Genomic DNA, 14,530 nt, shown 5'->3' on the forward strand with positions numbered 1-14,530 from the left:
ACCCCCCGTCCGTGCGGACCCCGCGCCAGGACCACCGCGGCGCGCACGGGCTCCCGGCGTGGAGGTAAGGGAATGTCCCGACTGTCGCCCCGCCCGGGCGCGCCAAGAACCTGGCCCCATGAACTCGTTGCGGCTCTGGTACAGGAGCGAGGAGGTCCGGATGTGGCTGCTGTGCGTGCCGCCCGGAGGCGGCGGCGCGCACCAGTTCCGGAGCTGGTCCGACCGGCTTCCGCCGGCCCTGGGCGTCGCCGCCGTGGAACTGCCCGGACACGGTGCCCGGTCCGCCGAGCCGCCGCTCACCGATCTCGACGCGCTGTGCGCCGAACTCGCCGCCGACCTCCTGCCGTTGCTGGGCCGGCCCGTGCTGCTGTACGGCCACAGCATGGGAGCGGTCATCGCCCACGACCTCGCCCAGCTGCTGCGCGCCGAGCGCGGCTGGCGGCCCGCCGCCCTCGTCGCCGCCGCCGGTGACCCGCCGGACCGGCCGCTGCCCGCCGGACTCGACACCCTGTCCGACGCGGACCTGACCGGCCTGCTGCGGGCCTGGGGCGGCGCCACCGCCGAACTCCTCGACGACCCGCGGTACCTCGCCGAGACGCTCCCCCTGGTGCGCGCCGACCTCGCCCTGGTGGGCGGACGGGCCGCGCGCGACCTGCCGCCGCTCGACTGCCCCGTCCACGTCTACCTCGGCGCGCGGGACACCACCGTCGACGCCCGCCTGGCCGCCGACGGCTGGGCAGCCCGCACCACGGCGGCCCACACCGTGCGGACCTTCCCCGGCGGCCACTTCTTTCCCCAGCAGTCGCAGGACGAGATGCTCACCGCCCTGGTCGAGGACGCCGACGCCGCCGTGGGCGGCCGGTTGCTCGCGGCAGAAGGAGTCGCACATGGCTGACCCCCGCAGCACCGCCGAAGACCCCAGGGAACGCGCGGACGCCCTCCCGGCCGAACGCCGCGCCCTGCTCACCCTGGAACTGGCCCGGCGCCGGGCCGCGACGAACCGCCCGGTACGCCGCCCCCGGCCGGGACCCGAACCACGGTTCCCGCTCTCCTACGCCCAGGAACGGCTGTGGTTCCTCGACCAGGCCGACCCCGGCACCACCGCCTACGTCATGCCGGGCGGGATGCGGCTGCGCGGCCCGCTGGACCAGGAGGCGCTGGGCCGGGCGCTCACCGAGATCGTGCGCCGCCACGAGGCCCTGCGGACCACGTTCCCGGCCGAGGGCGGAAAGCCCGAGCAGCGCGTCGGACGGCCCCGCCCCGTGCCCCTGCCCGTCACCGACCTCGGCACGGCCGCCCCCGAGGACCAGGAGGCCGCCGTGGCCGAGCGCTGCCGTGCCGAGGCGGCCCGGCCCTTCGACCTCACCCGCGACCTGATGCTGCGCGCCCGGCTGCTGCGCCTGGCCGACGACGACCACGTGCTGCTGCTGAGCCTGCACCACATCGCCGCCGACGGCTGGACCCTGGACGTGCTCAAGCACGAGATCGGGCTGCTGTACAACGCCTACCGCCACGGCACGGAGCACGGCCTGCCTGAACTGGACGTGCAGTACGCCGACTACGCGGTCTGGCAGCGCGCCTGGCTCGACCAGGGGCTGCTGGAGGAACAGCTCGCCTACTGGCGGGAACGGCTCAGGGACACCCCCGTGCTGGAGCTGCCCGCCGACTTCCCGGGCGCCGCCGAGCGGACCTGGCGGGGAGCCTCGGTGCCGTTCACCGTGTCCGCGCGGCTGTGGCGGGAGACGGGCGCGCTGGCCGAACGGTCGGGTGTCACCCCGTACATGGTCCTCGTCGCCGCGTTCGCCGTCGTACTGTCCCGGTGGAGCGGACAGCCGGACCTGGTGATCGGTTCGCCGGTGGCCGGCCGCAGCCACCCCGAACTGGAGCGGCTCGCCGGGTTCTTCGTCAACACCCTGCCCCTGCGGGTGGACCTCTACGGCGCCCCGTCGTTCGCCACGCTCCTCGAACAGGTGCGGGTGACCTGCACCGACGCCTACGCCCACCAGGAAGTGCCGTTCGGTCACCTGGTGCAGGCGCTCGCCCCGGACCGCTCCCAGGGGCCGGTCCCGCTGGTCCAGGTGATGCTCGCGCTGTGCGACTCGCCGGCCGAGGACCTCGCGCTCGACGGCGTGCGGGCGGAGGAACTGGACGTGGTGCTCACCGGCCGCTCCAGCAAGTTCGACCTGGTCCTCGACCTCGTCGCGGCCAGGGACGGACGGCTGCGCGGCCGGGTGGAGTTCAGCACCGACCTGTTCGCGGACACCACGGCCGAGGCCATCGGGCAGGCGTTCGTGCACGTGCTCACGGCGGCCACCGGGAACCCGGAGCTGCCGGTGGACCGGCTGCCCCTGCTCTCCCCGGAGGAACGCGACCGCGTCCTGTACGACCTGTCGGGCGACGGTGACGCGAGCGCCGCCGACACCGCCGGCTGCCTGCACCCCCTGATCGACCGCACGGCCGGGAAGCACCCGGACGCCCCCGCGGTGACCTGCGGCGAGGTCACCCTCACCTACCGGGAACTCGTGGAACGCGCCAACGCGCTCGCCCACGAACTGCGCGGCCTCGGCGCCGGCCCCGAACACCTGGTGGGCGTCTGCCTGCCGAAGTCCGCGGACATGGTGGTCGCCCTGCTCGCCATCCTGAAGGCGGGAGCGGGGTACATGCCGCTCGACCCCCGCTATCCGCAGCAACGGGTCCGGTTGATGGTCCGCGACTCCCGGGTGCCCGTCGTCATCACCGACGCCTCCGTCGCGGCCGGAGGCCTCCTGGCGCCGCCCGCCGACGGCACCGGACCCCGGCTGGTCCTGATCGAGGAGTCCACCCGGCGGCGGCCCGATCCGCCGGCCGACCTCGCCGCCGAACGCACCCTCGCCTACGTCATCTACACCTCGGGCTCCACGGGCGTGCCCAAGGGCTCGGCCAATGAGCACGGCGGCGTCGTCAACACCCTCCTCGGCCTGAACCGCTGCCTGGGCCTGGACGCGTCCGACCGCATGCTCGCGATCTCCTCACTGAACTACGACATGTCCGTGTACGAGATCTTCGGCCCGCTCCTGGCCGGCGGCTGTGTGGTCGTACCCCGGGACGAGGACGTCACCGACCCCGAACGCCTGCGCCGGCTGCTCGTGGACGCGGGCGTCACCGCGTGGAGCAGCGCGCCCGCCCTGCTGGAGATGCTGGTGGCCCACGCGCGCGGACACGGCGGCCTGCCGGGCGGCGCCCTGCGGCTGGCCGTGCTCGGCGGCGACCGGCCCGCGCCGACCCTGGCCGACCGGCTGGCCGGGCTGGTCCCCGGCGTCCGCCTGTACAACCTGGCGGGCATGACCGAGACGTCGTACTGCACGCTCCACCACCTGGTGCGCCGTCCCGAACCCGTCCCGGGCAGCATCCCGTGGGGCAGGCCGCTGCCCAACCAGCGGGTGTACGTCCTCGACCGGCACGGCGAACCGGTGCCCGTCGGCGTGCGCGGTGAACTGTTCGTCGGCGGCGCGGCCGTACGCCGTGGCTACTGGCGCCGACCGGGCCTGACCGCCCAGCGGTTCGTGCCCGACCCCTTCGGCGCCGTACCGGGAGGGCGCCTCTACCGCACGGGCGACGCGGCCCGCTGGCGCTCCACCGGCGAGCTGGAGTTCCTCGGCCGCCTCGACCACCAGGTGAAGCTGCGCGGCCTGCGCATCGAGCCCGGGGAGATCGAGGTCGCCCTCGCGGCGCACCCGGACGTGGAGCGCGGAGTGGTGCTGATGCGCGGGGAGGGACTGGACCAGCGGCTGGTCGCCTACCTCACCGCCTCCGGCCCGCTGCCGCCCAGCTCCGGGGAGCTGCGCCGGTTCCTGCGGGAGCGGCTGCCCGAGCACATGGTCCCGTCGGCCTTCGTCCTGCTCGACCGGCTGCCGCTGCTGCCCAGCGGCAAGCTCGACCGCTCCGCGCTCCCGGACGCCACCCCCGTACGCCCCGAGGCCGTCGCCCACGTCGCACCGGCCGGACCTCTGGAAAGGGTCCTGGCCGGCATCTGGGCCGAGGTGCTGAAGGTGGACCGGGTCGGGGCGGGTGACGACTTCTTCGAACTCGGCGGCCACTCGCTGCTGGTGACCCAGGCGGTCTCCCGGATCCGCGACCTGTTCCGGGTGGACGTGTCCGTCCGGGGCTTCCTCGCCGCCGGCACCCTGCCGGCCCTCGCCGCCCACCTGCGGGCGACGGCGGACGCCCAGGGCGTGGACGCCGACCGCGTCGCCCGCCTGGTGCTCCAGGTGGGCGCCATGTCCGAGGAACAGGTGAAAAGGAGCCTGGCCGAATGAGCGCCCGCCTCACCGCCGACCAGCGCAGGCTGCTGGACCGGCTGCTCGACGAGCAGGCCGAGCACGCCGAACAGCCGCGCCGGGCGGCGCTCGTGCCGGGCGCCGCCGACCGGGCACGGTCCGAACTGTCCTTCGCCCAGCAGCGGATCTGGTTCTTCGACCGGGTCCGGCCCCACTCCTCCCTCTACACCATCACCGGCGTCGCACAGCTGCGCGGAGCGCTCGACACCCGCGTGCTGCGCCGCGCCCTGGACGAGGTGCTGCGCCGGCACGAGTCGCTGCGCACCACCTTCCCCGGCGAGCACGAGCCCTGGGCGCGCGTGGAGGAGGCGGGCCCCGTCGACCTGCGCGAGACGGACCTGTCCGGGCTGCCCGGACAACGGCGCGCACAGGCCGTACAGGAGCACCTCGCCGCAGAAGCCGCGCGCCCGTTCGACCTGGCCCGCGACCGGATGCTGCGCTGCGCGCTGCTGCGGCTCGCCCCGGACGAACACCTCCTGCAGCTGTCCATGCACCACATCGCCGCCGACGGCTGGTCCCTCGGTGTCCTCATCGGCGAACTCGGCACCCTGTACGAGGCGTTCCAGCGGGGCCGCCCCTCGCCGCTGCCGGAACTGGGCGTGCAGTACGCCGACTTCGCCCGCTGGCAGCGGCAGCTGACCGAGGAACCCCGCCACGCCGAGCTGCTGGAGAAGTGGACCGACCGGCTCGCCGGGGCCGCCCCGCTCGACCTGGTGACCGACCGGCCCCGGCGCACGGAGGAGTCGTACGCGGGCGGCTGGGTCGATCTGGAGCTGCCCCCGGACCTGGTGGCCCGGATCAAGCGGTTCGCCGACCGGGAACGGGCCACGCCCTTCATGGTGCTCTCGGCGGCGTTCGCCGCGCTGCTGGCGCGCTGGGCCGGACGGGCCGAGGACGTCCTGCTGGGCTGCGCGGTGGCCGGGCGCGACCGCACCGAGATCGAGCCGCTCATCGGGTTCTTCGTCAACACCCTGCCGCTGCGGCTGGACCTGAGCGCGGACCCGTCGTTGCGGACCCTGGTGGGACGGGCCCGGGACGCCTGCACCGACCTGTACGCCTGGCAGGAGGTGCCGTTCGAGCGGATCGTGCAGGCACTGCGGCCCGAACGGGACCCGGGAGCACGCGTCCCGCTGGTGCGGCACATGCTGGTCCTGCACAACACCCCGCGCCCCCGCCTGGACCTGCCGGGCCTCGAGGTGGCCGTGCTGCCGGTGCAGACCGGCACCTCCAAGTTCGAGCTGGAGGTGGAGCTGGCGCCCACGCCGGACGGCGGACTCACCGGCTGGATCGAGTACGCGCGGGAACTGTTCGCCCCGTCCACCGTCACCCGGCTCGCCCACGGGCTGCGGCTGCTGCTGGCCGACGGCGTGGACAGGCCGGACACCCCGGTCTGGGACCTGAACGTCCTCGGCGACGACGACCGTGACCTCGTGACCCGGTACGCGCACGGCACACCGGCGCGCGACGCGGCCGGGCAGAGCCTGCCCGGGCTGTTCGAGCGCACGGCGGACGAGCGGGCCTCGGCCCCCGCCGTGGTGCACGACGGCGAGGAGGTCGCTTATGCCGAGCTGGACCGCCGTGCGAACCGGGTCGCCCACTGCCTGCGCGGGCGGGGCGTGGGCCCCGAGGACGTGGTCGGGATCGCCGTGCCCAGGTCGGCGGAGGCGATCGCCGCGATGCTCGGAGTGCTCAAGGCGGGGGCGGCCTGGCTGCCCCTGGACCCCGCGCTGCCCCCGCGGCGCCTGGCCCGCCTCGCCGCCGACGCCGCGGTCCACTCGGTGCTCGCCGACTCCGGCACGACGGCCCGCCGGCTGGCGGCCGCCGCACGGGAGGACGGGCAGCCGGCGCCGCCGCCCGTCCTGAGCCTGACGGACGAGGAGATCCGGCTCGCCCCCGACACCCGTCCCGGTGTCACCGTCCTGCCCGGCACCAGCGCCTACGTGCTGTACACCTCCGGCTCGACGGGACGCCCGAAGGGCGCCGTGAACGAGCACGCGGCGGTCGTCAACCGGATCCAGTGGATGCAGGCGCGCTACCGGCTCGGCCCCGGCGAGGCGGTGCTGCACAAGACCCCGCTCGGTTTCGACGTCTCGGTCTGGGAATGGCTCTGGCCGCTCACGGTGGGGGCCCGGGTCGTGGTGGCCGACGGGGACGGGCGCCGCGACCCCGCCGCCCTCGCGGGGCTGATCCGCGAACACGCCGTGACCACCTGCCACTTCGTCCCCTCGATGCTGCGCACCTTCCTCGACGACCCCGCGGCGGCCGGCTGCGCCGGACCACTGCGCCGGATCGTGTGCAGCGGAGAGGCCCTGCCGCCCGGACTCGCGGCCCGGGTCCAGCAGGTGCTGCCCGGGGTGGCGCTGCACAACCTGTACGGCCCGACCGAGGCGGCCATCGACGTCACCGCCTGGACCGTACCCGAGGGCCTCGATGCCGAGGCGTGGGCCCGGCTGCCGATCGGCACGCCGATCGCGGGCGCGCGGACGTACGTCCTGGACGAGCGGCTGCGTCCCGTACCGCCCGGCCTGCCCGGAGAACTCTTCCTCGGCGGACTCCCGGTGGGCCGCGGCTACCGCCGACGCCCCGCCCTCACCGCGGAGCGCTTCCTGCCCGACCCCTTCGCACCCGGACGGCGCCTGTACCGCACCGGAGACCGGGTCCGCTGGCTGCCGGACGGCACCCTCGACTTCCTCGGCCGGCTCGACTCCCAGCTCAAGATCCGCGGCCAGCGCATCGAGCCCGGCGAGATCGAGACCGTGCTCGGCGCCCATCCGGCCGTCGAGCGGGCGGTGGTCGAGCCGTACCGGGACGCGGCGGGCGACCCGCAGCTCGCGGCCTACGTCGGCCTGCGCGCGGAGGCGGCCGGTCCGCGCGAGGACCGGTCAGGCGAGCACGCCGACCACGTCGACCGGTGGCGCGCCGTCTTCGACGAGACCTACCGGCACTCCCGCCCCGAGGACCCCAGGTTCGACACCGTGGGCTGGGTGGACTCCGCCACCGGCGCCCCCATCCCCGACACCGAGATGCGGGCCTGGGTCGAGGAGACCGTGGCACGGATCGGTGCCCTGCGCCCGCGCAGGGTGCTGGAGATCGGCTGCGGCACCGGCCTGCTGCTGTTCCGGATCGCCCCCGACTGCGCGCTCTACCACGGCACCGACGTCTCCGCCGAGGTCATCGAACGGCTGCGCCCCCACACCGAGCGGCTCGACGGCCCACGCGTGGAACTCTCGCAGCGGGCCGCCGACGACTTCTCCGGCCTGCCCGCGGGCGGCTTCGACACGGTGATCCTCAACTCGGTCGTCCAGTACTTCCCCGACGCGGAGTACCTGGTGCGCGTGGTGCGCGGGGCGCTGTCCCTGCTCGCCCCGGGCGGCCACCTGTTCCTCGGCGACGTACGCAACCTGCTCCTGCTCGACGCGCTGCACACCTCGGTCCTGCTGCACCGGCTCCCGCCCGCCACCCCCGTGCGCACCCTGCGCCGGCTGGTGGCACGGCAGGCGGCACGCGAGGAGGAACTCCTCGTGCACCCCGCCCTGTTCGAGGCGGTGGCCGGCACCGACGCCGACGTCACCGTCCTGGCCAAGACCTCGCCGTACCGCAACGAACTGACCCGGTTCCGCTACGACGTGATCCTCACCGCCCGGCCGGCCGGGGCGCCCCCCGTCCCGGCAGCCGACTGGCGGGCCTGGCCCGGACCGGCCGCGCTGCCCGGCGACGGCGAGCCGGGCCCCTTCGGCTGGCGCGCCGTACCCGACGCCCGCCTTGCCGCGGACCTGCACGCCGTCCGCGCGCTGCACACGGCCGGCGACGACCAGACCCTCGACGACCTGCGCCGCACGCCGGCCGCCGGCCCCGACACCCCCGCCGCCGACCCGGCCGCCCTCGCCGAGCACGCCCGTGCGGCCGGTCTCGCGACGGTGCCCCGCCTGGGAGCCCGACCGGGCACACTGGACCTGGAGTTCCATCCCCCCGGCTCGACGCCGGGCGCCCCCGCCCCGCTGCCCGGACCCGACGGGGACACCGGCACCTGGGCCGCGTACACCAACGACCCGCAGCGCGCGGCACGCGAACGCCTCGTGGTCGCCGGCCTGCGCGAGCACCTGGCCCGGACGCTGCCCGACTTCATGGTCCCGGCCTCGCTGGTCGTCCTGGAGGAGTGGCCGCTCGGCCGCACCGGCAAGCTGGACCGTACCGCCCTGCCCGCGCCCGACGGGCTGCGCCCCGCCCTCGGCACCGGCTTCGTGGCGCCGCGCACCGCGACCGAACGAGCGGTGACACGGGTGTGGTGCGAGGTCCTCGGCGTGGACCGCATCGGTGTCCACGACGACTTCTTCGCGCTGGGCGGCCACTCCCTCCTGGCCGTCCGACTGGTCGGCAGACTGCGGTCCCTGCCCGGCGGCGAACTGTCCGTCGGCGCCCTGCTGCGCGCCCCCACCGTCGCCGCCGTCGCAGCCCTGCTGGACCAGGCCGCGGACACGGCGGCGAAACCCGTGCCCATCCAGCGCGCCGCACGTCACCTGATCAGCGAGGACGAGCCGGAGGAGGGCCGATGAGCGGCGGCTTCGTGGAACTGCTGCGCGAGCGGGCCGCGACGGCGCCGCACCGCCTCGCCCTGGAGTTCGCGCTGGGCGAGGACGCCCGTCTGCGCCTGGACCACGCCGCACTCGACCGGCGTGCCCGCGCCGTCGCCGCACTCGTCCAGGAGCACGTCACCCCGGGCGGGCGTGTCCTGATCGTCCATCAGCCCGGGCCCGACTACGTCAGTGCCTTCCTCGGCTGCCTGTACGCCGGAGCGGTGGCCGTGCCCGTCTATCCGCCGACCGGAGCGCGCGGCCGGGAACGGCTGGCCGCCGTGATCGCCGACGCCGGAGCCGAACTCGCCCTCACCGATGAGGAGTTCCTGTCCGGTCCGGACGGCGCACCCGACGGACTCGGCACGGACGGCACGGTGCGCTGGACGGCCGGCGACGCCCTCGACCCGGCCCGGGCCGAGGACTGGACCGAACACCGCCCCGCCCTGGACGACCTCGCGTTCCTCCAGTACACCTCGGGCTCCACCGGCCGCCCCAAGGGCGTGATGGTCAGCCACGGCAACCTGGTGCACAACTCCGCCGTCATCGCGCGCGCCCTCGGGCTCACCGAGGACAGCCGGGGAGTCAGCTGGCTGCCGCCGTACCACGACATGGGGCTGATCGGCGGCATCCTGCAACCGCTGCACACCGGGTTCCCGTGCACCCTGCTGTCCCCGCTGGCCTTCATGTACCGTCCGGCACGCTGGCTGGACGAACTGACCCGCACCCGCGCCACGATCACCGCCGCCCCCGACTTCGCCTACGGTGAGGCGGTCCGGCGGGTCACCCCCGAGGACCGCCGCGCCCTGGACCTCTCCGCGCTGCGGCACGCCCTGGTCGGCGCGGAACCGGTGCGCGGCGCCACCCTCGACCGGTTCGCCGGGACCTTCGCGAGCACCGGCTTCCGCCGGTCGGCCTTCGTCCCCTGCTACGGCCTCGCCGAGGCCACGCTGTTCGTCTCCGGCAAGGCCCGCGGCACGGGCGAGCCGGCCCGGCTGCGGGTGGAGCGCGCCGCGCTGGACGCGGGCCGGGCCGTCGTCGCGCCCGACGGCCCGCGGACCCGCGAACTGGTCGGCTGCGGCTGGGCCGCCGACGAGGACCTCCTGCTGGTGGCCGACCCCGCGACCGGCCGCCCGCTGCCCGAGGGCGAGGTGGGCGAGGTGTGGGTCAGCGGGCCGACGGTGGCGCTCGGCTACTGGCAACGGCCCGGGCAGACCCGCGACACCTTCGCCGCCCGCGCCGCCGGCCACCCCGGACGCGCCTTCCTGCGCACCGGGGACCTGGGCTTCCGGCACGGCGGAGACCTCTTCCTCACCGGCCGCGACGACGATCTGCTGATCGTCCGGGGGCGCAACCACTACGCTCCCGACCTCCAGCAGACGGCGGAGGCCGCGCACCCGGCGCTCCAGCCCGCGCGGAGCGCCGCGTTCACCGTGGACGACGAGGCCGGCAGCCGGATCGTCCTGGTCCACGAGGTGCGCGGACGGCTGGACGCCGACGACGTCGCCGGGATCACCGCCGCGGTACGCGAGAGCGTGGCCGACGGCCACGGGGTGAGCGTCGACGAGGTCGTCCTGGTGCGGCTCGGGGCGATCCCGCGGACCAGCAGCGGCAAGATCCGCCGGGCGGAGTGCCGTACCCGCTGGCTGGCCGGCGACCTCGCACCGGCGGCCGTGTCCCCGCCCGCCCCGCCCGCCGCCGCGCGAGGCTCCGAGGCGCTGCCCTCGGAGCTCCTCCGGCTCGTCACGGCCGAGCTGGGTACGTCACCGGCCGCCCTCGACCCGGACGTGCCGCTGGTCGCGCAGGGCCTGGACTCACTGCGCGCCGTGCGGCTGCTGGCCGCGCTGCGGGAGGAGCACAAGGTCACCGTGTCCCTGGCCGACCTGCTCGGCGGACGCACCCCTCGCGAACTCGCCGGTCTCCCGCAGGAGGAGCCGGACGCACCCGCGGCCGACGCTCCCCCGGGGCTGACGGCCGCTCAGGAACGGATGTGGCTGCTGGACCAGATGGGAGCGGGCGGCGCCTACCACATCGCGGGCGGACTGCACCTCACCGGCCCGCTGGACAGCGACGTGTTCCAGGAGTGCCTCGCCCGGCTCCTCGACACGACACCCGTGCTGCGCTCGGTGTTCCCCGCGGGTCCCGACGGTCTGCCCACCGTGGAGGTCGGGCCGGCCGACGACAGCCATCGGCCCACCGTGGTGGAACTGCCCGGCGCCGAGGACGACGCCGGCCGTGCGGCGCGCGCCCGGGAACTCCTCGCGCGGCTGGCGGCCGAGCCCTTCGACCTCGCCGCCGGTCCGCTCGTACGGATGCTGCTGATCCGGCTGGGGCCCGCGCGGTGGATGCTCGGCATCGCCGCCCACCACATCGTGCTGGACGGCTGGTCCCTGGGCCTGCTGCTGCGCCGGCTCGCCCGCGGCTACCGGCAGATGACGGAGGGCGGGGCCCCGCCACCCCCGGACGCCCACCGGCCCCCGGCCCCCCACCCCGCGTTCAGCGAGGCCGACGCCGAGTTCTGGCGGGCACAGATCGGTACGGCACAGCCGGTCGCCCTGCCCACCGACCGCCCGGCGCCCGCCCTGCCGACCTGGCGCGGGGGAGCGGTACCGGTCCGGGTCGACGCCGGACTCGCCGGGCGGCTGCGCGCCCGGGCGGCGGAGCACGCGGCCACCCCGTTCATGGTGCTGATGGCGGCCTTCGGGGTGCTGCTCGGCCGGTGGAGCGGCCAGGACGACATGGTGGTCGGTACGGTCGTGTCCGGCCGGGGGCGGGCCGAGGACACCGCGTACGTCGGTCTGCTGGCCGACACCGTGCCGATCCGCGTCAGCCTGCGGCCGTGCGACGACGGCACGGCGCCCGCCCCGGTGGACTTCGCGACCGTTCTCGACCGGGTGCGCGCCGCCTGTCTGGCCGTCCACGGGCACCCGGGAAACGCGTTCCACGACATCGTCCGCGCCCTCGGCGGGCAGCCCGACGGCAGCCGGGCCCCCGTCGTACGCACGCTGCTGGTGCTGCAGAACCTTCCCGTCGAACCCTGGGAGGCGGCGGGCGTCCGGGCCGAGCCGTTCGAACTCCCCTCACCCGGCGCCCAGTTCGAACTGTCGGTGCATCTGAGCGAGCGCCCGGACGGCTCGCTCGCGGGCCACGCGGTGTACGCCGCCGACCTCTTCGACGAGGCGACCGTGGCCGGCCTCATGGACCGCCTGCCGGTCCTGCTGGCCGCGCTGCTCGCCCGGCCCGGCACCCCCGTCGCCGACCTGCCGCTGCTCACGGACGAAGAGGCCGGACAACGGGTGCGCACCGTCTGCGGCGGCCCTCCCGCCGCCCTCGACCAGGGCATCGTGCACGACCTCCTCCAGCGGGCCGCCCATGACCACCCGGACGTCCGGGCGGTCGTCTGGGACGAGGGAACCCTCACCTACCGCGAGCTGATGACACGCGTACGGCGCCTGGCCGCCCGGCTGAACGCGCTCGGCGTCGGCCCCGACCAGCCGGTCGCCGTGTGCCTGCCCCGCTCCCCGGACCTCGTCGTCGCGGTCTGCGCGGTGCTCCTCGCCGGCGGCGCCTACGTGCCGCTCGACCCCTCGCACCCGCCGGCCCGGCTCGCCCGGCAGCTGACCGGCACCTCCACCCGGGTACTGATCGCCACGCGGGAGACGGCGCACCGCGCGCTGTCCGCACTCGGCGACACCGCCCCCGCACCGGCCGTGCTGGGCCCGCTTTCCGGGGAGGAGCCTTTCACTCCCGGGGAACCGGCGCCGCGGGTACGCCCCGGACACCTGGCCAACATCCTGCACACCTCGGGCTCCACCGGCGAACCCAAGGCCGTCATGACCACGCACGCCGCACTCGCCAACCGGCTGGTGTGGATGCACCAGGAGTACGGGCTGCGCCCCGGCGAGGCCGTGCTGCACAAGACACCGGTCAGCTTCGACGTCGCCGGCTGGGAACTCCTCGCCCCGCTGACGACCGGCGCCACCGTGGTCCTGGCCCGGCCCGAGGGCCACCGCGACCCCTACTACCTCGCCCGCCTGATCACCCGGCACGCGGTCACCACCTGCCACTTCGTGCCGTCCATGCTCGACGCCTTCCTGGAGGAACCCCGGGTGGCGACCTGCGCGTCCGTGCTGCGCCGCGTGGTGTGCAGCGGTGAGGAACTGCCGCCCGCCCTCGCCGAGCGCTTCGCCCGGGACCTGCCCGGAGTGGAGCTGCACAACCTGTACGGGCCCGCCGAGACCGCCATCGAGGTCACCGCCCAGCCGGTCGCCGCGGCCCCGGCCGGCAGCACCCGCCTGCCGATCGGGCGGCCGATCGCCGGCACCGAGGTGTACGTCCTGGACGCCGCCGGACACCTCGCCCCGCCCATGGCACCGGGCGAGCTGTACATCGGCGGGCTCGCACCGGCCCGCGGCTACCTCGGGCAGCCCGCGCTCACGGCGGAGAAGTTCGTCCCCCACCCCTTCGTCCCCGGTGCCCGGCTCTACCGCACCGGTGACCGCGGGCGCCACCTGCCCGACGGGAGGCTGGAGTTCCTCGGCCGGGCCGACCGGCAGTACAAGATCCGCGGACAGCGCGTGGAGGCCGCGGAGATCGAGACCGTCCTCGGCCGCCATCCGGCGGTCCGCGCCGCCGTGGTGGCGGCCCGCCCCGGGCCCGACGGCCGGCCGCGCCTGCTGGCCTGGGCGGTCGCCGGGACGGCCCCGGCACCGGACCCCGGCGAACTGCGCGCCTTCCTCGCCGAGCGGCTGCCCCCCGGCCTGCTGCCCGACGCCGTGTGCCTGCTGGACCGGCTCCCGGTCGGCCCGCACGGGAAACTGGACCTGGCCGCGCTGCCCGAACCCGCCGCGCGCGAGACGGCCGGCCGCCCCGCACCACCGGCCCGGACCGCCCCCCGCGACGCCGTGGAACGCTCGCTCGCCGGTATCTGGAGCGAGGTGCTGGGCATCGAGCGGCCCTCCGTCACCGACGACTTCTTCGCCCTCGGCGGCCACTCGCTGCTCGCCACCCGGCTCGCCGTGCGCATCCGCGCCGTCTTCGGACTGGAGCTGCCGGCCGGGGAGCTGCTGAGCGGCGGCCCGCTGACCATCGAGCGCCTGGCCGCCCTGGTCCAGACCCGCCAGCTGGCCCAGACCGACGGCGAGGAACTGGACGAAGTACTGGACTGGCTGGCCGAGTTGTCCGACGAGCAGGTGGCGGAGCTGCTGGCCGGCGAGGGGCAAGCCCGGCAACTCCCCGACACCACACCGGACACCAGGCCATGACGGCGGTGAGGGAGCTTCCCGACTCTCGCCCCGCCGCCCCGTCCGCCACGCTGCCGTCAAGATCACCCGACCTGTGCGGGAGGGGCGCCCGGCGCCCGCCGCACGCCGTACACACCGAACCGGAACCGACCCCCAGGGAGCGGAGATGACCGACGCCGTGACCGAGCAGTACGTCGTCGTCGTGAACGACGAGGAGCAGTACTCCATCTGGCCGGCCGGCCGCGAGATCCCGGCCGGCTGGCGGGCGGTCGGCCAGGCAGCGACCAAGGACGAGTGCCTGGCCGACATCGAGACCCGGTGGACCGACATGCGGCCGCTGAGCCTGCGCCGGGCCATGGGGTCCTGACCGCCGCCGGCCGGTCGGGTCCCGTCCGGGAGC

The 14,530-nt window shown here is 75.7% G+C and carries 5 protein-coding genes; all 5 read left to right on the forward strand.

What is annotated here, in order from left to right; genetic code table 11:
* The first annotated feature begins 118 nt into the window (after positions 1-118).
* The 5 genes from ACZ4U1_RS17630 (at position 119) to ACZ4U1_RS17650 (ending at position 14,497) form a co-directional block, all read left to right on the forward strand.
* Positions 119-895: a thioesterase II family protein gene (locus ACZ4U1_RS17630; protein ID WP_467904120.1), complete on the forward strand. Its 777-nt coding sequence runs from the start codon at positions 119-121 to the stop codon at positions 893-895.
* Entirely contained in the window at positions 888-4,295 is a 3,408-nt protein-coding gene (locus ACZ4U1_RS17635) for an amino acid adenylation domain-containing protein (protein ID WP_467904122.1), read from the forward strand. The genes ACZ4U1_RS17630 and ACZ4U1_RS17635 overlap by 8 nt, the downstream gene beginning before the upstream one ends.
* Complete coding sequence (locus ACZ4U1_RS17640; RefSeq protein ID WP_467904124.1) at positions 4,292-8,869, forward strand: non-ribosomal peptide synthetase; 4,578 nt, start codon at positions 4,292-4,294, stop codon at positions 8,867-8,869. The genes ACZ4U1_RS17635 and ACZ4U1_RS17640 overlap by 4 nt, the downstream gene beginning before the upstream one ends.
* The gene (locus tag ACZ4U1_RS17645; protein WP_467904126.1) at positions 8,866-14,151 is read left to right on the forward strand and encodes an amino acid adenylation domain-containing protein; all 5,286 of its coding nucleotides are present in this window, start codon (positions 8,866-8,868) and stop codon (positions 14,149-14,151) included. Before ACZ4U1_RS17640 ends, ACZ4U1_RS17645 begins: the two co-directional genes overlap by 4 nt.
* Before the next feature lie 145 nt (positions 14,152-14,296).
* On the forward strand, positions 14,297-14,497 hold the full coding sequence (locus ACZ4U1_RS17650) for an MbtH family protein (protein WP_467904128.1): 201 nt from the start codon (positions 14,297-14,299) through the stop codon (positions 14,495-14,497).
* Positions 14,498-14,530 lie beyond the last annotated feature (33 nt).

The organism is Streptomyces sp. NPDC028928, assembly GCF_055564915.1.